The following is a 15,844-nucleotide window of genomic DNA, read 5'->3' on the forward strand; positions in this document are numbered from 1 at the left end:
AAGATGGAAGCCATGACCGGACCCCTTGCCCAAGAAATCACCCAGCTTCTCACCGAAGCCCTCGCCCCCGAACACCTCGCCGTGATCAACGACAGCGCCAGCCACAGCGGCCACATGGGCGACGACGGATCGGGCGAATCGCACTTCACCGTGGAGATCACCAGCGCGCAGTTCACCGGCGTTTCGCGCGTGATGCGCCAGCGCATGGTCAATGCCGCGCTGGGCGACATTCCCGGTCAGCGGGTGCATGCGCTTGCGATCAAGGCCCGTGCACCGGGTGAGTGATGAGGCGGTGAGTAGTTCGCCGCGGCGCGTCCGCAGGGCCGCGCGGATCCTGCTGATGGACGAGCACGATCGCCTGCTGCTGATCCGCTTTGCCCCGCCCACGCGCCGCGCGTTCTGGTGCGGCGTGGGCGGCGAGTGCGATCCCGATGAGGATTTCCACGCCGCGGCGGTGCGCGAACTGTTCGAGGAGACCGGGCTCAGCGTGGAAAGCTGCGGCCCCGAGATCGCACAGCGCACCGATGATTTCATCACGCTGGAGGGCGAGCCCGTGACCTCCGACGAGCGTTTCTTCCGTGTGCACACCACCAGCTTCACGCCCGATCCTGCCGGGCACACCGCGCTGGAACGCGAACTGATCAAGGAATTCCGCTGGTTTGCCGCCGCCGAACTGGCACAATGGCACGAACCGGTGTTTCCGGTGAACATCCTTGAGCTGCTTCAGGCGGAGGTATCGCCATGAGTGAAACCGCAGGTGGGCCCGTGATGCAAACCCTGACCCCGGTGACGCATGATCTGGGCGCCTTTCAAGTGCGGCGCGTGCTGCCCGCGCGTGAGCGCACGATGGTCGGCCCATTCATCTTCGTCGACCAGTTCGGCCCCGCCGTGCTGCCCACGGGCACGGCGATGGATGTGCGGCCGCACCCGCATATCAACCTTGCGACCGTCACCTGGCTGTTCGGGGGCAAGTATGCCGGCGCGATCGACCACCGCGACAGCCTCGGCACCTACGCCACGATCCGCCCGGGGCAGGTCAACCTGATGACGGCGGGGCGCGGCATCGTTCATTCCGAGCGCAGCCCTGCATCGGAGCGAGAAGGCGGCCCGGCGCTCTATGGCATGCAGACCTGGCTGGCGCTGCCCGACGGGCGCGAGGACATCGACCCCGCCTTCGAGCAGCAGGCGGATCTGCCACCGATCGAGGACGGCTGCACCACCGCGCGGGTGATCATGGGCACGCTTTGGGGCAAGACCGCGCCAACCACGCAGCACAGCCAGACGATCTATGCTGAGATTCTCTTCGCCCCCGGCGGCGCGATCCCCATCGATGCTGCGGCGGACGAGCGCGCGGTGATGTTGGTGGGCGGCGAAGCCAGCGTCGATGGCGTGCCGCTCGCGCTCTACAGCCTTGCCGTGCTGGCGCCGGGCGCGACGCTGAAGCTCTCCTCCGAAGGCGGCGGACGCGTGATGCTGCTCGGCGGAGAGGCTTTTACCACACAGCGCCATGTCTGGTGGAATTTCGTGAGCTCGAGCCGCGAGCGGATCACGCAGGCAAAGCATGATTGGGACGAAGGGCGCTTTCCCAAAGTGCCGGGGGACGAGGACGAGTTCATCCCCCTGCCCAAAGTGCCCAACACCCGCGCCAATCTTTAGATCAGAAAACAAGAGGGAGAGACGTACATGGCATTTGCCGGAGAGGTGGCGTGGATCACCGGGGCATCATCGGGGATCGGCGCGGCAATGGCGCGCGCGCTGGCGGCGGAAGGCGCGCATGTGATCCTGTCGGGCCGCAATGAGGAGGCATTGGCGGAAGTCGCGGCGGACTGCGCCAAGGGCAATGCCACCGCCCTTGTGCTGCCGTTCGAAGCGACCGACCACCCGGCCGGCCTTGCGGCAGCGGAGCAGGCCTGGGCCTGGGCGGCAGAGCGCAGCGGCGGGATCGACATCCTCTTCAACAACGCAGGGATTTCGCAGCGCAGCCTCGCCATTGATACCGACTACACTGTCTATGAACGGATCATCGCGGTCGATCTGCTCGCCCCCATCGCGCTGACGCAGGCGGTGCTCGGCCGCATGGTGGCGCGCGGCAAAGGTCGCATCGCAATGGTCTCGAGCGTGGCGGGCAAAGTCGGCGTGCCGATGCGCACGGCCTATAGCGCGGCCAAGTTCGGCCTGATCGGCTATGCCGATGCGCTGCGCACCGAAGTGACCGGCGAGGGGCTGCAGGTCCATGTCATCGCGCCGGGCTCGGTCCGCACCAATGTCTCGCGCAATGCGCTTAATGCCGATGGCAGCCGCCGGGGCGTGAGCGACAAGGCGATCGACAAGGGCCTCGATCCGGCTGATGCCGCCGCCGCGATCCTTGCCGCCATGGCCGCCGGAGAGCGCGAGATCATCGTCGCGCGCGGGTTCGAACAGGAAATCGGCGAAGCCTGCCGCACGCCTGAAGCCATCTTCGACAAGATGGCCGCGATGGTGGCAGATGGCTATGCGAAGAAGATGGAGCAGGCCAGTGTCGAGTGAACTGACGCGCGTGAAGCTCGCCAACGGAATCGAGCTCGATGTGGTGGATGTCGGCCCGCGCGATGCGCCCGCGCTGATGTTCCTCCACGGCTTTCCCGAATCGCATCGCACCTGGCGGCACCAGATCGCGCACCTTTCGGGCCGTTTCCGTTGCATCGCGCCCGACCAGCGCGGCTATCGCGGCTCGTCGAAGCCCGAGGGCGCGGAGAACTACACGCCGGACAAGCTGATCGGCGATATCTTCCTCCTAGCCGATGCGCTGGGTGTGGGGCAGTTCACCGTGCTGGGGCACGATTGGGGCGGCGCGATTGCCTGGGGTGTGGCGCTGATGGGCCAGGGCACGCGGGTGACGCGCGCGGTGGTCGCCAATGCGCCGCATCCGGCCATCTTCCAGAAGCTGCTCTGGCTCGATCCCGTCCAGCGCGGCGCGAGCCAGTATATGCGCACCTTCCGCGATACCGCGCACGATCCGCTCGTGCGCGAACACGGCCTCGGCGCGCTGCTCATGCAGGCACTCGATTGGGGCGACCGCGCCCCGGTGATGGAAGAGGAAGAGCGCGCGGCGCTGCTGAAGGACTGGTCGAACCCGGACAGCGCGATCGCCATGCTCAACTGGTACCGCGCAAGCCCGATGGATGTGCCGACGATGGATGCGCCCTTCGCCCTGCCCGAAGGCTATGCCCCGTCGCCGCTGCCGCCGCTCGGCATCCCGACGCTGGTGATCTGGGCGATGGACGACATGGCCCTGCCGCCCTCGAACCTTGAGGGGCTGGACGCAATGATCCCGAACCTGACCGTGGTGCAAGTGCCCGATTGCGGCCACTTCGTGCCGTGGGAAGCGCCCGGGAAGGTCAACGCCGCGTTGGATGCGTTTCTGGGGTAATTGGTCAACGCCAATCACCCCGGTTCCGTTCGTGTCGAGCGAAGTCGAGACACGAACGGTCTTGGCTAAAGCTCCAGCCGGTAGAAATGCGTGTCCACCGCCATGCGCGGGAAGCCTTCGGGCAGCGCAGCGGGATCGATCGGCACAAAGCCGTTCTTCTCGTAGAACCGGCGCGCGGCATGAAGGCGCTCGATCGTGCCGAGGGTGATCCCCTTGATCCCGGCGTCGCGGGCATGGTTGACGAGTATGGCCAACAACCCCGCAGCCACCCCAAGATCGCGCCCGCGCGCCTCGGCCGCGACGAACATCTTGCGCAGCGCGCCCTCGCCACTGCCCCCTTTACCGCCGCCAAAGCCGATCAGGCCGATGGTGCCGACAATGCGGCCCTCCATTTCGGCGACCCAGAAGCCCCCGGTGCCGGACTGATAGACATCCGCCACCGCGCGCAGATCGGGCTGCTCCTCGGCGGTGACGGGCACCGAAAACTCGCCCTGCTGGATGGCAAGGATATGCGCGATGACGGCGTCCTCGTCGGACTTGGCGTAGGGGCGATAGTGGATCCGAGGCATGGTCAAAGCGTCTTGTACCCGTCCGTCTCCGCCGCGAGCGTCTCCATCCACCTGGCCAGCGAATCGCGCTTGGCGGGCATCAGCGCTTTGCCCGCGGGCGACAGCACGCGCGCCGGCACATCGCGCAGGTTTTCCTTGAGCATCGGCAGCACCGCCGGGCCATCGGGCTGGCCGCCGTTGGGGTCCGCCAGCGCCATGATGCGCGCCGCGCCGATCGCGCCGAGCCAATCGAGCGCATCGGCATCGTGGAGATAGAGCGATTCGGGCACGGTCGGCGTGCGATAGTACATGTGTTCGCGGATCGCGGCCTGCACGCGTGGCAACTTGGCCATCGGGAAGCCTGTGGGCGCAAGGATGCTGCCGACGATATCGGCGGCGACGTCCGAATGATCAAGATCAGGCTTCTCGTAGGGTTTGAACGCCGCCACATCGTGGAGATAGGCGGCGGCGAAGAGCACGTCGTCGTCCAGCGCAACCTTGTCCGTGGCTGCCATGGCCTTGGCGAGCGCATAGTCGCGGTCCGAATGCGAGGTGCCCCAGGCCGGGTGCTTGCAGTGCTCGATGTTGAACGCGCGCACCTGCTCGCGCCAGCCCACGGGCGGGGAATCGGCAAAGGCGGCGGCCGGCACGGCGGCGAGCGCGAGGGCGGCGAGGAGCAGTTTCATCGGGCGCATGGGGGGCTTTCTCCGCGAAGTTGGCAAGAGGCTAGCACGGGCGGCGGCAGGCGCAATTGGTCCCTGCGGCCAATCACGCTGCTCCGTGCCACGCCACCCACGCACCGTGGGCATGCGCCTCGCCCAGCAGCACCGGCTCGGCGCCGCCGGGCCAATACCGCACGGTCAGCTCATGCCGGAAGGTCTCGCGATTGGTTTCCAGCATGATCCACGCGATGCGCTGGCCTGCCTCACCCGCGCCGGTGATCGCCGCCGTGATCCGCGCGCGGGTTTCGGGGGGCAGATATTGCCAGACGATCGAATGGTAGAACACGCGGGTGGTGCCTTCCGCCAGCGGCGCGGCAAGGCGCTGGTCCACCCAGTCCCCCGCATCCATCTGCGTGAGGGTCGGCGGCTGCTCCCCCGCCAGCCGGATCGCCGCGTCGATGCGGGCCATGCGCTCGGTCACCTCGGCCCAGACATAGCTCTTGAGGCGCAGCGCTTCGGCGGGATCGGCGAGGTTCACCGGCGCGCGGTCGCAGCCCTGAATGGAAGTGATCTCCACCGGCGCGGGCACAGGCGCAGGCCCACGCCATTCGGGCTTGATCCGCATCGGCGAATCCGCCGGGCCGACTTCGGTGCCGCCAAGATCGTAGTGATAGCGGTCCATCATCGTGTTGACGCCCGCGCTGGCCCCCAGCTCGTTCAGCTCGAAGCGGGGGCCCATGCGCGGTGAAAGCCACAGCAGCGCTGCCATGATCGAGGCAGAACGCCCTGCCTCGTTGGTCTGCGGCGGCCCATCGAGCCACGGCAGCAGCGCCGCGTCGTGCTGGCGGGCAAGGTCCACGATCAGTGCATCCACTGCGTCCTGATCGGTCACCTCCCCGCGATAGACCGCGGCAAGCCGCAGATCCGCGCCGGAGAGGACCAGATGATGGAAGCCCCCCGCCAGCCGCAGCGGCAGCGCATCCTCGAGCGGAATGCCCGGCCAGCTTGCCAGCCGCCGTCCCGTTTCGGTCTCGCCCGAAAGCAGCGCAAGCTGCGCCCGCACCACCCGCGCAGTGCAGGGCGCGCCGTTGTTTGCCGCGTGATCCGCTTGCCAGGCAATCGCCGCCGCGACGTCGTGCGTATCCATGACCCGTTCCATACGGTTGCCCTTTCCGGCCCTTTGCCATAGGGGCGGGCGCGTCATGACCGCGCCGACCCCTATCGTTTTCGCCCTGCCCAAGGGCCGCATCCTCGACGAGGCGCTGCCGCTGCTGGCGGACGCCGGTGTCGTGCCCGAGGCGGACTTCTTCGACAAGGCCTCGCGCAAGCTGAGCTTTGCCACCAGCCGGGCGGACATGACGATCATCCGCGTCCGCGCCTTCGATGTGGCGACTTTCGTCGCCCACGGCGCAGCGCAGGCGGGGATCGTCGGTTCGGACGTGATCGACGAGTTCGACTACGCCGATCTCTACGCGCCGGTCGATCTCGATATCGGGCACTGCCGCCTTTCGGTGGCCGAACCGGCAGCGGCGGTCGAAAGCGGTGCGACTGCACGCGAAAGCCATGCCCGCGTCGCGACCAAGTATCCCAGCCTCACGCGCCGCCATTTCGAGAAGCTCGGCATCGCTGCCGAAGTGGTGAAGCTCAACGGCGCGATGGAACTGGCGCCTTCGCTGGGCCTCGCCAGCCGGATCGTTGATCTCGTCTCCTCGGGCCGCACGCTCAAGGACAACGGCCTTGTCGAGACCAGCCGCATCATGCCCGTCTCGGCGCGCCTCATCATCAACCGCGCCGCGCTCAAGACCGATCCTGCTCGCATGGGCGCGCTGATCGATACGTTCCGCGAACTCGTAGCGCGCCGGAAGACCGCCTGATGCAGCGTCTTCACACCCGTGACGCGGGCTTTGCCGCCGCTTTCGCCGCTGTCGTCAGCGATCGGCGCGAGAGCGATGCCGATGTCGCGCGCGATGTCACCGCCATTCTTGCCGACGTCCGCGCACGCGGTGATGAAGCACTGGCCGACTACACCGCGCGCTTCGATGGCCACGATCTGGGCGAAGATTGGCGCATCCCGGCGGAGACCTGCCGCGAGGCTTTCGACGCGCTCGATCCGCCCTTGCGCGCCGCGCTCGAACTCGCAGCGGAGCGCATCCGCGCCTATCATGCCGCACAGCTTCCAGAGCCCCGCGACTATGTCGATGCTGCCGGCGTCCGCCTCGGCGCGAAGTGGGGTCCGGTCGATGGCGCAGGGCTCTATGTTCCCGGCGGACGCGCGGCCTACCCGTCCTCGCTGCTGATGAACGCCATTCCCGCCAAAGTTGCGGGCGTAGGCCGGCTCGTTGTCACCACGCCGACCCCCAAGGGTCAGATCAATCCGCTGGTCCTCGCCGCGGCGCACCTTGCCGGCGTAGATGAAGTCTGGCGCGTCGGCGGAGCGCAGGCGATTGCCGCGCTGGCCTATGGCACCGAGCGTATCGCCCCCGTCGATGTGATCACCGGGCCGGGCAATGCCTGGGTGGCCGAAGCCAAGCGCCAGCTCTACGGGGTGGTCGGCATCGACATGGTGGCGGGCCCCTCGGAAATTCTCGTCATCGCCGATGGCGCCAACAATCCGCAGTGGATCGCCGCCGACCTGCTCAGCCAGGCCGAGCACGATCCTGCCGCGCAATCGATCCTGATCACCGACGATGCCGCCTTTGCCGATGCAGTGGCCGCCGCAGTCGAGGCCGAGATCGCACTGCTGCCCACAGCCGCCGTCGCCCGCGCCAGCTGGGATGCGCACGGGGTGATCATTGTCGTCGATTCGCTGGCAGAAGCGCCCGCTCTCGCCAATGCGCTGGCGGCGGAGCACGTGGAAATCGCGACAGACGATCCCGAAGCGCTGTTCGCGGGCATCCGCCACGCGGGCTCCGTCTTCCTCGGCCGCTACACGCCCGAGGCCATCGGCGATTACGTGGCGGGGCCCAACCATGTGCTGCCCACCGGGCGGCGCGCGCGGTTTGCTTCGGGTCTGTCCGTGCTCGATTTCATGAAACGCACCAGCTTCCTTTCCGTGAGCGAAGGCTCGCTTGGTGCGGTAGGCCCGGCGGCGGTGGCGCTGGCCGAGGCGGAAGGGCTTGCTGCGCATGCCCGCTCGATCGAATTGAGGCTTGGAATATGACCCGCTCGAAGGCCCCCAATCGATCTGCCGCGCGGCTCGCCGCCGTGCAGGCGCTCTACCAGCTCGAGATGGAAAAGCCCCAGCTGCACCTGCTGCTGGACGAGTTCCACATGCACCGCCTCGGCGCGGAGATCGAGGACGACCAGTACCTCGAAGCCGATGTCGCCTTCTTCGACGATGTGGTGCGCGGCGTTGCAGCGCGGCGTGACGAGATCGACGATGTGCTGACGCGCCGGCTGGCGGACGGCTGGTCGATCTCCCGGCTCGACCGCACGATGCTCCAGATCCTGCGCGCAGGTGCCTACGAGCTGATGGCCCGCGCGGATATCAACGTGGGCACCGTGATCGGCGAATACCTCGATGTCGCCCACGCCTTCTTCGACGCGCGCGAGACCAAGTTCGTCAACGGGCTGCTCGATGCCGTGGCGAAGGACGTGCGGAAGTAAACGCCCCCTCGGCAGAGCCCCTATCTCGTCATTCCCGCGAAGGCGGGAATCTAGAGCCCCACACCCAGCGCCAGCCGCACTGGATTCCCGCCTTCGCGGGAATGACGAAGAATTGGGTGGGGCTCAGCTTTCAACCAACCATGAGCCGCGTCACCCGCGAGCGTAACGAAGCAATCCAGGGCAGCTTTACTCGGCCCTGGATTGCTTCGCTACGCTCGCGGGTGACGATAGTCGGAGACCTAGAGCCGCTCGGCGTGCCAGCGGATGTGATCGTCCATGAAGCTGGAGATGAAGTTGTAGCTGTGGTCGTAGCCGTCCTGCAGACGCAGCGTCAGGTCCACGCCCGAAGCGTTGCACGCGGCCTCGAACAGCTCGGGGCGCAGTTGTTCGGCGAGGAAGCCGTCCGCCGCGCCCTGATCGATCAGGATGTCGCCCGCCGGGCGCTTGCCGTCTTCCACCAGCGCGGTCGCATCGTGCGCGCGCCACGCGGCGCGGTCCTGCCCCAGATAGCCGCCGAGCGCCTTGTGGCCCCACGGCACTTGCCCGGGCGCGACGATCGGCGCGAAGGCGGTTAGCGACTTGAACTTGTCCGGGAAGGTCAGGCCGATGGTCAGCGCACCGTGGCCGCCCATCGAATGGCCGGTGATGCCCATGCGCGCAGGATCAATCGGGAAATGTTCCTCGATCAGCGCAGGCAGTTCATGCGCGATGTAATCCCACATGCGGTAGTGCGCCGCGAAGGGTTCCTCGGTGGCATTGACGTAGAAGCCCGCGCCAAGGCCGAAATCGTAGGCGCCATCCGGATCATCCGCCACGCCCTCGCCGCGCGGGCTGGTATCGGGGGCCACGAAGATGATGCCATGTTCGGCGCAGGCGCGCCGGTACTCGCCCTTGTCCGTCACGTTGGCGTGGGTGCAGGTCAGCCCCGAAAGGTAGAACAGCACCGGGAGCTTGGCTCCCGCTTCCACCTGCGCCTTTGCCGCTTGGGGGGGCAGGAAGACCGAAAAGGTCATTCCCGTCCCCGTCGCGGTGGAATGGTGCCGATAGACGCCGAGCGTGCCGCCATGGGCTTTGCTGGTCGAAACGGTCTCGAACGTGGAATCAGGCACCATGGATATCCTGCCTCAGCTGCCGATCACGTGCAGCGCGCAAAGCTTGTTGCCGTCCGGATCGCGCAGATAGGCGAGGTAGAACGGCGAGCCTTCGCGCGGCCCCGGCGGATCTTCGCAGGCGGTGCCGCCATTGGCGCAGCCGGCCGCATGCCAGGCATCGGCCTGTTCGGGCGTCATCGCGAAGCCGACCGTGCCGCCGTTGGCGCAAGTGGCGGGCTCACCGTTGATCGGCGGTGTGAGCAGGAACATGCTGCCGTTGTGCGCGTAGATGAGCCGCCCCTTGGGATCGACCATCCCGGGCTTTCCGCCGAAAGCCGCAAACGTGGCATCATAGAACTTCTTCGAGCGCTCGATATCGTTGCTGCCGAGCATGACGTGCGAAAACATGGCCTCTCCTTTTGTAGTCAGCCTTGTGACCGCCCCGGTTCGGGGTCGATGCGGAAGGGGGTGTGCCCGCGCGGAGGGGATGTGGTCAAGGGGCGAGCGGAGGGCTGCGCGAGATTTCAATCGGCCCGGTCACGCCGCGAAATGCCGCGCACGAAAATGCCGACGGCATGGGCTACCTGCCGCTCGATCTCGGCATCATCGGGCGGAGGGATCAAGCCGCTGGAGACGCGCAGATGGAGATCGCCGCGCACCATGGCGAGGAACTGCTCGGCTGCGAGGCGCGGATCAGGGCAATCGATCAGCCCCTCGGCGTGAAACCGCGCAAATGCTGGCGTCAGCACGGAATAGGCCGCCTCAGGGCCATAAGCGAAGAAGGTTCGCGCCACTTCCGGAAAGCGCTGCCCTTCTCCGTGCACGGTGCGATGAATGACCAGCGCATCGGGCTGACACAGCCGGGTAAGGAAAATCTTGCCGAACGCGTGGAGCAGCGAAGCCGGATCGCGCGATGTGTCGGCCAGTTCCTCGAGCGGCCCGATCACTGCCTCGCACTTGCGCTGCATCACCGCCTGGAACAGTTCCTCCTTCGAGGTGAAGTATTTGTATAGCGTGGCCTTCGATCCCCCCAGCCGCGCGGCGATCGTGGACATCGAGGTGATGCCATAGCCCTCAAGGGCAAACGCCTCCGCCGCCACGGCGAGGATGTTTTCTCTCCGTTCGTCAGGGCTTTGTCGCCCCAGCCTCCCCTTGGCCAATGTCTCGCTAGTGACCATTCCGTACACTTATTCACTTGACTCGGCGGACGCAAGCCTTCATCTCGTTAGTGACCGAACCGTACTGTCATTATGGTGTCATCAATGCATTTGGGTATTCCGCCAAAGCACGTCCGCAAGGCGCTGCACACTGTCCTGCTGCTGGGCAGCTGTGGCGCGCTGGCCGGGTGCGCCACCGTGCCTGATCTCGGCCCGCGCCCGGCCCTGCGCGATTCGTCCACGCTGGGCGCGGTCGCGGCTCCTGCGGATGCGGCCCCGGGACAGTGGCCCGGCGATGGCTGGTGGAAGGACTATGGCGATCCACAGCTTGCCGCGCTGATCGAGGAAGCGCTGGCAGGTTCGCCGACGCTGGCGGCCGCCGATGCGCGTGCCCGCAAGGCGGCGGCCTATGCGCAAAGCGCTGGCGCCGCGCTGCTTCCCTCGCTCAGCGCCGATGGCCAGGTGACCGAAGTCAAGCAGAGCTACAACAATGGCTTCCCCGCGCAATTCGTGCCCAAGGGGTTGAACGATACCGGACGCGTCAGCCTCGATCTCAATTACGAGCTCGATTTCTTCGGCAAGAACCGCGCAGCCTTGCGCGCCGCAACATCGGAGCGTGAAGCCGCCGGGCTCGAGGCACGCGCGGCCCGGCTGGCGCTGGCCACCTCGGTCGCCGCTGCCTACGCCGATCTCGCCCGCCTCGCCGCCGAGCGCGAGGTGCAGGTGGCTGCGGTGCAGCAGCGCGTGGAAGTAGCCGCGCTCGTCGCTCGCCGGGTAACGAGCGGGCTCGACACGCGCGGCGAGCAGCGTCAGGCCGATGCCGCAGTGCCACTGGCGCGGGGAGATCTCGCCGCAACGGACGAGGCCATTGCGCTCACCCGCAATCGCATCGCCGCCCTGCTCGGGGCCGGGCCGGAGCGCGGCGCGGCGATTGCCCTGCCGTCGCCCCGCAGGCTGACCACCCCCGGCCTGCCCGCCAACCTCGCGCTCGATCTTGTCGGCCGCCGCGCCGACATCGCTGCCGCGCGCCGCCGCGCCGAAGCTGCCGGGGCACGCATCACCGTCGCCCGCGCTGGCTTCTATCCCAACGTCAATCTCATGGGCTTCATCGGCCTGCAGTCGCTGGGCCTCGGCAATCTGACCGCCCAGGGATCGGACATCGCGCAAGCCGGCGCTGCAATCAGCCTGCCGATCTTCTCGGGCGGGCGGATTCAGGGCAACTACCGCGCCGCGCGGGCCGACTATGACGAAGCCGTGGCGCAGTACGACCAGACTCTCGTGCGCGCGCTCAATGAAGTGGCCGATGTGGCGGCCTCGCAGCGCGCGCTCGGGGTGCGGCAGACGGAGGCACATGCAGCGCTCGCCGCTTCGGAGGAAGCCTACAGCATCGCACGGCGACGCTATGAAGGTGGCCTTTCGCCCTATCTCTCGGTGCTGACGGCGCAGGACGCGCTGCTTCGCAACCGCCAGCTTGTCGCCGCGCTCGATGCGCGTGCGCTGACCCTCAATGTAGAGCTGATCCGCGCCCTTGGCGGCGGATACGGCCCGAAAGCCTGAAGAAAGAGCACCCGATGGCCGACCGCGATCCCCAGATCATGCTCGAAGAGACCGAAACCATGGCGCCTCCCCCTCCCGCCGCCCCCACCAGCGATCCGGCTGGCAAGCGCAAGCGCGGCTTTGCCATTCTGGGCAGCGTCGTTCTCGCGGCCACGCTTGTCTATGGCGGATACGAATGGCTGTTCGCGGGCCGATATGTCGAGACCGACAACGCCTACGTCGCGGCCGAGATCGCGCCGGTCACGGCGCTGGCGCCAGGGACGGTGATCCGCGTCGCCGCGGTCGATACGATGCAGGTGAAGAAGGGCGACGTGCTGATCGAGCTCGATCCGGCCGATGCACGCATAGCCGTGGCCGAAGCGGAAGCCGCTGTCGCGCAGGCGCTGCGGCGCGTGAACCAGACGGTCGAGACCGGGACAGCGCTGGCCGCGCAGGTTCAGGCAACCGATGCGGATATCCGCCGCAAGCAGGCGCTTGTCGGTGTCGCCTCCGCCAACCTTGCCCGCGCCCGGATCGATCTCGCGCGGCGCGAAGCGCTGGTTTCGGGTGGTGCGGTTTCGGGCGAGGAACTTTCGAGCGCACGCAATGCCTTCGCGGCGGCGCAGGGCCAGCTGACTGTTGCCGAAGCGGACCTTGCACAGGCGCGTGCCTCGCGCGGATCGGCGCAGGGGCAATCTAACGCCAATGCCGCGCTAGTCGGCGGTACGGCGCCGGCTGGGAACCCCGATGTGCTGGCCGCCAAGGCACGGCTCGAGCGCGCGAAGCTCGATCTTGCGCGCACCGTGATCCGGGCGCCGGTCGATGGCATCGTCACCCAGCGCGCCGTGCAGGTGGGCCAGCGCGTTGCCGGCGGCACGGTCCTGATGACGGTGGTTCCGCTGGGCGAGGCGCATGTCGATGCCAACTTCAAGGAAGGCCAGCTGCGCGGTGTCGCGCCGGGCCAGCCGGTCGAACTCACCTCGGACCTCTATGGCTCGGGCGTGATCTATCACGGCCGCGTCGCTGGCTTCTCGGGCAGCACCGGATCGGCGCAGGCGCTGATCCCGGCGCAGAACGCCACCGGCAACTGGATCAAGGTGGTGCAGCGGCTGCCCGTGCGCGTGGCGCTCGATCCGAAGGAACTGCGGGCGCATCCGCTGCGGGTCGGTCTTTCGATGACCGCGACGATCGACACCGGAGCCAAGTGAGATGAGCGGCGGCGCTGCGCTGGACGCAAGGCCGGAGGGACTGAAAGGCTGGCAACTCGTGCTGGCCGGGCTCAGCCTCGCACTGGCCAACTTCGTGGTGGTGCTCGACATCACCATCGCCAACGTTTCGGTGCCGCATATCGCCGGCAGCCTTGCCGTCTCGCCCTCGCAGGGCACCTGGGTGATCACGTCCTATTCGGTGGCAGAGGCAATCTGCGTGCCGCTATCGGGATGGCTCGCGGCGCGCTTTGGCGCGGTGCGCGTGTTCCTGACCGCGATCATTGGCTTTGCGCTGTTCTCGCTGCTCTGCGGGATCTCGCGCAGCCTTGAAGCGCTGATCGTGTTCCGCATCCTGCAGGGCCTCAGCGGCGGGCCGATCATGCCGATGTCACAGACGCTGATGGTGCGCATCTTCCCGCCCGAAAAGGTGGGCATGGCGCTGGGCCTGTGGAGCATGACGGTGGTCGTCGCGCCCATCCTCGGCCCGATCTTCGGCGGCACGATCTCGGACAGCTGGAGCTGGCACTGGATCTTCTTCATCAACCTGCCAGTGGTGGCATTCTGCGCGGTCTTCGCGGTGCGCTATGTCCAGCGCTTCGAGACGCCGACGGTGCAGCGGCCGATCGACTATATCGGGCTTGTGCTGCTGGTGATCTGGGTCGGCGCGCTGCAGATCATGCTGGACGAAGGCCGCAATGCCGACTGGTTCGCCAGCCCGTTCATCTGCGCGCTCGCGGTTATCGCGGTGATCGGCTTCGCGGCGTTCCTGATCTGGGAGTTGACCGAAGCCAATCCGGTGGTCGATCTCTCGGTGTTCCGCCAGCGCGGCTACAGCGCGGCGGTTGCTGCCCAGAGCATTGCCTATGCCGGGTTCTTCTCCGCCATCGTGGTCATCCCGCTCTTCCTCCAGACCAACCTTGGCTACACCGCGACTTATGCCGGCTATGCCACGGCGTTCGTCGGCGTGCTCGCGGTGTTGATGTCGCCCGTGGCCGCCGGCATGATGGCCCGGTACGACGTGCGCATGCTGGTCTCGTTCGGCGTCTGCTGGCTTGGCGCAATCTCGCTGCTGCGCACCGGCTGGGTAAGCCAGATGGACTTCTTCACCATCGCGCTGCCGCAGTTCCTGCAGGGGCTGGGCATGCCGTTCTTCTTCATCGGCACGACGTCGCTGGCGCTGGGATCGGTGCGCCCGGATCAGACCGCCTCGGCGGCAGGCCTGCAGAACTTCATGCGCACCCTGGCAGGGGCCTTTGCCACTTCGCTTGCGACGACGATGTGGGAGCGCGAGGCAAAGATGGCGCATGAGGACCTTGCCGGCCTGGTTCATCCACTGCCGCAGGGAACAGGTTTCACCGCCGAGCAGGGGCGAATGGTTCTCGAGCGAATCGTCCAGACCGAAAGCGTAACCCTGGCGACAAACGCGGTATTCTGGGGCTGTACCGCCTTGTTCGCACTCGCAGCGATATTGGTCTGGCTGGCACCGCGTCCGCGCAGCGATGTCGATCTAAGCGCCGCACATTGATGGTTAATCTATTGTTATATTGCTATTTTATTTCGCATAATCGGGTACCGAGCATGTGCGACCTGCATCCTCATATCAATCAGACAAAATCGCATGGTAACAGCGACAAAGCAGATTTTGCGCCAGATTGAATGTATTTTTATTTTATAAATTAAATACTTACTGCAAATGCGAGCCGATGACGCAATCGCTCTTTGCGAACGCAAATTACCTATGATAGTTACTTTCCCTGAGGGTCCATACGTGGATCGGGGTCCAATAAGAAAATCGCAGTTTACCTTCGCCGCTTGCGAGGCGCCGCTTTTGTGTGGAGTAGAAAGATGGCTAACCCCCCCGCTGGCTTTATAGCCCGGGCGATGTGTGCACTTGCCGCCGCATCGCTGATTGCCGCACCTGTGATGGTTTACGCCGATGCAGGTGCACCAGCAAAGCACAAGAAGTCCTTCAAGAAGAAGAGCCTTGCTCGCAAGGGCAAGCACAAGCGGAAGCGTTCGGCAAAGTATATGCCGAAGACGACGACCGTGACGACGACGACGACGACGCCGGCACCCCCGCCGCCGCCTCCCCCGCCGCCGCCACCCCCGCCGCCTCCGCCTCCGCCGCCTCCCCCGCCGCCTCCGCCCCCTCCGCCTCCGCCTCCGCCGCCTCCCCCGGCTGGCTATAGCCCCAATCTCGGCTTCATCTTCGGTGGTGCCGTGCTGGGTGGCGGTATCGGTGCGCTGATCGGCACGAACACGAACGACAGCCCCGGCGGCTGATCGGCTCTGTTCAACGCGAACACCGGGACGGCCCGGCCTCGAAAGGGGCCGGGCCGTTTCCGTTTGCGGTCGATCGATGGGGCCTCGTCCCAGCGCCCCGATCTTTCGCGCCGGATTTCTGCGCTTCAGTGCAGTTTTTAACGCTCGTTTGACGCTGGACCCGCGCCTCATTTGACGCACGCTCCCTAGCACAGGCTCATCGGCGCCGACGGGGACTAGACTCCGCGATCCACGGGGGAGCGCGGCGCCGAAACCGACAGGAGAGCAAAAAATGACCCACAAGACATTCTTCACGGCCGCTTTCGCACTTGCCTCGGTGCTCGCACAGCTCTGATCCCCGCACC

At 66.6% G+C, this 15,844-nt stretch carries 18 protein-coding genes; 12 read left to right on the forward strand and 6 right to left on the reverse strand.

Annotated elements, in window-relative coordinates:
* Nucleotides 1-12: 12 nt before the first annotated feature.
* From ACODS2_RS06350 to ACODS2_RS06370, 5 genes are read left to right on the forward strand one after another with little or no spacing between them, the layout of a single operon-like run.
* On the forward strand, nucleotides 13-285 hold the full coding sequence (locus ACODS2_RS06350) for a BolA family protein (RefSeq protein ID WP_298171275.1): 273 nt from the start codon (nucleotides 13-15) through the stop codon (nucleotides 283-285).
* 7 nt (nucleotides 286-292) lie between these two features.
* Nucleotides 293-745, forward strand: coding sequence for an NUDIX hydrolase (locus tag ACODS2_RS06355; RefSeq protein ID WP_488998053.1), 453 nt, complete (start codon nucleotides 293-295; stop codon nucleotides 743-745).
* A gap of 23 nt (nucleotides 746-768) precedes the next feature.
* The gene (locus tag ACODS2_RS06360; RefSeq protein ID WP_488998054.1) at nucleotides 769-1,656 is read left to right on the forward strand and encodes a pirin family protein; all 888 of its coding nucleotides are present in this window, start codon (nucleotides 769-771) and stop codon (nucleotides 1,654-1,656) included.
* Between the two features lie 27 nt (nucleotides 1,657-1,683).
* The gene (locus ACODS2_RS06365; RefSeq protein WP_488998055.1) at nucleotides 1,684-2,526 is read left to right on the forward strand and encodes an SDR family NAD(P)-dependent oxidoreductase; all 843 of its coding nucleotides are present in this window, start codon (nucleotides 1,684-1,686) and stop codon (nucleotides 2,524-2,526) included.
* Nucleotides 2,516-3,409: an alpha/beta fold hydrolase gene (locus ACODS2_RS06370; protein ID WP_488998056.1), complete on the forward strand. Its 894-nt coding sequence runs from the start codon at nucleotides 2,516-2,518 to the stop codon at nucleotides 3,407-3,409. The genes ACODS2_RS06365 and ACODS2_RS06370 overlap by 11 nt, the downstream gene beginning before the upstream one ends.
* Nucleotides 3,410-3,474: 65 nt before the next feature.
* Here ACODS2_RS06370 and ACODS2_RS06375 read toward each other — a convergent pair whose 3' ends face one another.
* The 3 genes from ACODS2_RS06375 to ACODS2_RS06385 form a co-directional block, all read right to left on the reverse strand.
* Nucleotides 3,475-3,978 (reverse strand): GNAT family N-acetyltransferase, encoded by a 504-nt coding sequence (locus tag ACODS2_RS06375; RefSeq protein ID WP_488998057.1) that lies wholly within the window; start codon nucleotides 3,976-3,978, stop codon nucleotides 3,475-3,477.
* A 2-nt stretch (nucleotides 3,979-3,980) separates the two neighbouring features.
* Complete coding sequence (locus ACODS2_RS06380) at nucleotides 3,981-4,643, reverse strand: HD domain-containing protein (protein WP_488998058.1); 663 nt, start codon at nucleotides 4,641-4,643, stop codon at nucleotides 3,981-3,983.
* An 82-nt stretch (nucleotides 4,644-4,725) separates the two neighbouring features.
* Entirely contained in the window at nucleotides 4,726-5,766 is a 1,041-nt protein-coding gene (locus tag ACODS2_RS06385) for a DUF2332 domain-containing protein (RefSeq protein ID WP_488998059.1), read from the reverse strand.
* 55 nt (nucleotides 5,767-5,821) lie between these two features.
* On the opposite strand from ACODS2_RS06385, the gene hisG reads away from it, so the two are divergent.
* The 3 genes from hisG to nusB are packed head-to-tail and all read left to right on the forward strand — an operon-like array spanning nucleotide 5,822 to nucleotide 8,225.
* Nucleotides 5,822-6,493, forward strand: coding sequence for an ATP phosphoribosyltransferase (hisG, locus tag ACODS2_RS06390; protein WP_488998060.1), 672 nt, complete (start codon nucleotides 5,822-5,824; stop codon nucleotides 6,491-6,493).
* Nucleotides 6,493-7,779, forward strand: coding sequence for a histidinol dehydrogenase (gene hisD, locus ACODS2_RS06395; protein WP_488998061.1), 1,287 nt, complete (start codon nucleotides 6,493-6,495; stop codon nucleotides 7,777-7,779). The genes hisG and hisD overlap by 1 nt, the downstream gene beginning before the upstream one ends.
* The gene (nusB, locus tag ACODS2_RS06400; protein WP_298171302.1) at nucleotides 7,776-8,225 is read left to right on the forward strand and encodes a transcription antitermination factor NusB; all 450 of its coding nucleotides are present in this window, start codon (nucleotides 7,776-7,778) and stop codon (nucleotides 8,223-8,225) included. The genes hisD and nusB overlap by 4 nt, the downstream gene beginning before the upstream one ends.
* A 239-nt stretch (nucleotides 8,226-8,464) precedes the next feature.
* Here the strand turns inward: nusB and fghA are convergent, their stop codons facing one another.
* The 3 genes from fghA to ACODS2_RS06415 form a co-directional block, all read right to left on the reverse strand.
* Nucleotides 8,465-9,337 (reverse strand): S-formylglutathione hydrolase, encoded by an 873-nt coding sequence (fghA, locus tag ACODS2_RS06405; RefSeq protein ID WP_488998062.1) that lies wholly within the window; start codon nucleotides 9,335-9,337, stop codon nucleotides 8,465-8,467.
* Nucleotides 9,338-9,349: 12 nt separating this feature from the next.
* On the reverse strand, nucleotides 9,350-9,724 hold the full coding sequence (locus ACODS2_RS06410) for a VOC family protein (protein WP_298171307.1): 375 nt from the start codon (nucleotides 9,722-9,724) through the stop codon (nucleotides 9,350-9,352).
* A 116-nt stretch (nucleotides 9,725-9,840) separates the two neighbouring features.
* Nucleotides 9,841-10,494 carry a TetR/AcrR family transcriptional regulator gene (locus ACODS2_RS06415; protein ID WP_488998063.1) on the reverse strand — a complete coding sequence of 218 codons (654 nt, stop codon included), beginning with the start codon at nucleotides 10,492-10,494 and terminating at the stop codon, nucleotides 9,841-9,843.
* Between the two features lie 84 nt (nucleotides 10,495-10,578).
* Between ACODS2_RS06415 and ACODS2_RS06420 the strand changes: the two genes are divergently transcribed.
* The 4 genes from ACODS2_RS06420 to ACODS2_RS06435 all read left to right on the forward strand — a co-directional run bounded on the left by ACODS2_RS06420 (nucleotide 10,579) and on the right by ACODS2_RS06435 (nucleotide 15,500).
* Nucleotides 10,579-12,030 (forward strand): efflux transporter outer membrane subunit, encoded by a 1,452-nt coding sequence (locus tag ACODS2_RS06420; protein WP_488998064.1) that lies wholly within the window; start codon nucleotides 10,579-10,581, stop codon nucleotides 12,028-12,030.
* Between the two features lie 14 nt (nucleotides 12,031-12,044).
* A complete protein-coding gene (locus tag ACODS2_RS06425) occupies nucleotides 12,045-13,217 on the forward strand; it encodes an EmrA/EmrK family multidrug efflux transporter periplasmic adaptor subunit (protein WP_488998065.1) in 1,173 nt (390 codons plus the stop codon).
* A 1-nt stretch (nucleotide 13,218) separates the two neighbouring features.
* Nucleotides 13,219-14,742, forward strand: a complete 1,524-nt coding sequence (locus ACODS2_RS06430; protein WP_488998066.1) for a DHA2 family efflux MFS transporter permease subunit — start codon at nucleotides 13,219-13,221, stop codon at nucleotides 14,740-14,742.
* A gap of 356 nt (nucleotides 14,743-15,098) precedes the next feature.
* Nucleotides 15,099-15,500 (forward strand): hypothetical protein, encoded by a 402-nt coding sequence (locus ACODS2_RS06435; RefSeq protein ID WP_488998067.1) that lies wholly within the window; start codon nucleotides 15,099-15,101, stop codon nucleotides 15,498-15,500.
* The last annotated feature ends 344 nt before the right edge of the window (nucleotides 15,501-15,844 follow it).

Source organism: Novosphingobium sp. FG137, assembly GCF_057809735.1.

Bases quoted from the DNA above. Each gene is read 5' to 3' on its own strand.
- ACODS2_RS06435 (WP_488998067.1), top strand. From the start codon at position 15,099: ATGTGTGCACTTGCCGCCGCATCGCTGATTGCCGCACCTGTGATGGTT.
- fghA (WP_488998062.1), bottom strand. From the start codon at position 9,337: ATGGTGCCTGATTCCACGTTCGAGACCGTTTCGACCAGCAAAGCCCAT.
- ACODS2_RS06410 (WP_298171307.1), bottom strand. From the start codon at position 9,724: ATGTTTTCGCACGTCATGCTCGGCAGCAACGATATCGAGCGCTCGAAG.
- ACODS2_RS06425 (WP_488998065.1), top strand. From the start codon at position 12,045: ATGGCCGACCGCGATCCCCAGATCATGCTCGAAGAGACCGAAACCATG.
- hisG (WP_488998060.1), top strand. From the start codon at position 5,822: ATGACCGCGCCGACCCCTATCGTTTTCGCCCTGCCCAAGGGCCGCATC.
- ACODS2_RS06385 (WP_488998059.1), bottom strand. From the start codon at position 5,766: ATGGATACGCACGACGTCGCGGCGGCGATTGCCTGGCAAGCGGATCAC.
- ACODS2_RS06365 (WP_488998055.1), top strand. From the start codon at position 1,684: ATGGCATTTGCCGGAGAGGTGGCGTGGATCACCGGGGCATCATCGGGG.
- ACODS2_RS06380 (WP_488998058.1), bottom strand. From the start codon at position 4,643: ATGAAACTGCTCCTCGCCGCCCTCGCGCTCGCCGCCGTGCCGGCCGCC.
- ACODS2_RS06350 (WP_298171275.1), top strand. From the start codon at position 13: ATGACCGGACCCCTTGCCCAAGAAATCACCCAGCTTCTCACCGAAGCC.
- ACODS2_RS06420 (WP_488998064.1), top strand. From the start codon at position 10,579: ATGCATTTGGGTATTCCGCCAAAGCACGTCCGCAAGGCGCTGCACACT.
- ACODS2_RS06360 (WP_488998054.1), top strand. From the start codon at position 769: ATGCAAACCCTGACCCCGGTGACGCATGATCTGGGCGCCTTTCAAGTG.
- hisD (WP_488998061.1), top strand. From the start codon at position 6,493: ATGCAGCGTCTTCACACCCGTGACGCGGGCTTTGCCGCCGCTTTCGCC.
- ACODS2_RS06430 (WP_488998066.1), top strand. From the start codon at position 13,219: ATGAGCGGCGGCGCTGCGCTGGACGCAAGGCCGGAGGGACTGAAAGGC.
- nusB (WP_298171302.1), top strand. From the start codon at position 7,776: ATGACCCGCTCGAAGGCCCCCAATCGATCTGCCGCGCGGCTCGCCGCC.
- ACODS2_RS06375 (WP_488998057.1), bottom strand. From the start codon at position 3,978: ATGCCTCGGATCCACTATCGCCCCTACGCCAAGTCCGACGAGGACGCC.
- ACODS2_RS06415 (WP_488998063.1), bottom strand. From the start codon at position 10,494: ATGGTCACTAGCGAGACATTGGCCAAGGGGAGGCTGGGGCGACAAAGC.